Genomic DNA, 1876 nt, shown 5'->3' with positions numbered 1-1876 from the left:
TTTAGGGCATATTCTATGAATTCTCAGATACTTTTTGCGGTTCCGTCAATATTCATTTTATTTTTAACACTTTTTGCGAGGCCGTCAGTATTGCCTTGTATTTCTGGATTATCAGCAATGATATTGCCTTGTCATTCTGGATTAATAACCCCTGAACAGAGTTTCGCCGTCGCCTAGAGACCGTAATGGGACAGCCTCAACCTGATCCGTTAATGAGAAACGCTTGCTGCCAGGATATATGATGGCTACCTGTTTCAAATTCAGATCCTCTAAGGCATGGCGAATGGACGGAGTTATGCGTGGGCTGTCAGTTCGTTTGACCTCAATTCCGAATAATTTGTCTCCTCTTTGCAGGATCAGGTCAATTTCAGCCCCCTGATGAGTCGCCCAGAAATATGCATCATCATAACTTTCGGTAGCCAACACCTGTTCGATAACAAAGCCCTCCCAGGATGCTCCTAACTTAGGATGAGTTAGGAGAGTTTTGGAAGAATCGATACCCAGTAGATTGTGTAAAAGCCCACTGTCGCGCAGATAAATCTTGGGAGCCTTGACCTGCCGCTTGCGTAAATTGGCGTGGAAAGGCTGCAATTGGCGAATCATGAAGGCATCAGTAAGCAAATCCAGATGACGTCGGATAGTTGATTCATTGACTCCCATGGCTCGAGCCGGTTCAGCGGCATTCCAGGTTTGCCCATGGTAGTGGGCCAGCATGCTCCAAAAACGTCGCAATGCATTAGCTGGTATATGAACACCCCACTGAGGAAAATCCCGTTCCAACAGGGTTTGTATAAAATGCTTACGCCAAGCCATACTATCAATATTATTTGCAGCGAGATACGCCGGTGGAAAACTTCCTCGTAGCCACAAACTTTGCTCAGCTTGAATACCTAATTCGTTGATAGTAAACCCACCAATAGTGATTATCTCTACCCGTCCGGCCAGACTTTCTGAGCTTTGTCTGAGCAGTTTACCGGAAGCGCTGCCCAGGATTAGAAATCGAGCTGGTTGAGATTTACGATCTGCCAGTACCCGCAACACGGGAAACAGATCTGGTCGCCTTTGAACCTCATCAATCACCACCAGTCCTTTTAAAGGATTCAACGCGGTCATGGGTTCATCTAATCGGGCCAGACTAAGAGGCTCCTCCAGGTCAAAATAATTTAGAGAGTCACAATCAAGCAGTTCTCTTGCAAGTGTTGTCTTGCCACATTGTCTGGGTCCTATGAGAATCACTATCTTACTGCGATTCAGAGCGGTGCGCAGGGTGTCAAGAATGTTTTTTCGGGCAATCATGGATGGAATATACCATGATATTCCTGCATTCATACCTCTATTTTCATGGTATACGTTTATACATTGCTAGTATTTGTGGTGTTGATCTTGAGATTGATTAGACACCTGGATTCCCCTGGCATAACAAATCAAGCAGGACAATGAGATATCGTATCATTTCTCGCAAATGAAGGCGAGGCTAACACTTTAAAAGGCTCGAATACCATCTTCACCTCCATAAAGGAAATAACCAAGGGTTCACGTTTACGAACAGTTCAGCTCCGGAGGAGAGAGTTGGCTGAGCGTCGGCACTACGTACCTCCCTCGCCTTCCTACATGACTTGCCGCCCGTCTTCGCAACCAGCCTCGCCGTGGCAAGCTGGCAACTCATTCCGGATGAACTCCGGCGCATACGCGCCAGTTCGTTAAACTCTGCTTCACCAAGCAAACAAAAAAAGGCTCCCGATGGGAACCTTTTTTTGTTTGCTCCGGAGGAGAGATTTGAACTCCCGACCTGGTGATTAACAGTCACTCGCTCTACCGCTGAGCTACTCCGGATACTGTTTTTTTCCGTTTCAATTAAGTCACTCGCTCTACCACT

Annotated in this window: 1 protein-coding gene and 1 tRNA gene; both read right to left on the bottom strand. The window is 46.4% G+C overall.

Going from position 1 to position 1876, the window contains the following annotated elements; translation table 11 throughout:
- Positions 1 to 141: 141 nt before the first annotated feature.
- On the bottom strand, positions 142 to 1329 hold the full coding sequence (locus tag U9Q77_10680; protein MEA3287822.1) for an ATP-binding protein: 1188 nt from the start codon (positions 1327 to 1329) through the stop codon (positions 142 to 144).
- 432 nt (positions 1330 to 1761) lie between these two features.
- Positions 1762 to 1833, bottom strand: a tRNA-Asn gene (locus U9Q77_10675).
- Between the last annotated feature and the right edge of the window lie 43 nt (positions 1834 to 1876).

This window comes from Candidatus Neomarinimicrobiota bacterium (assembly GCA_034716895.1).
Lineage (GTDB): Bacteria > Fidelibacterota > UBA8477 > UBA8477 > JABMPR01 > JABMPR01.
This window is presented reverse-complemented; position numbering and strand designations above follow the sequence as displayed.

Bases quoted from the DNA above. Each gene is read 5' to 3' on its own strand.
- U9Q77_10680 (MEA3287822.1), bottom strand. From the start codon at position 1,329: ATGAATGCAGGAATATCATGGTATATTCCATCCATGATTGCCCGAAAA.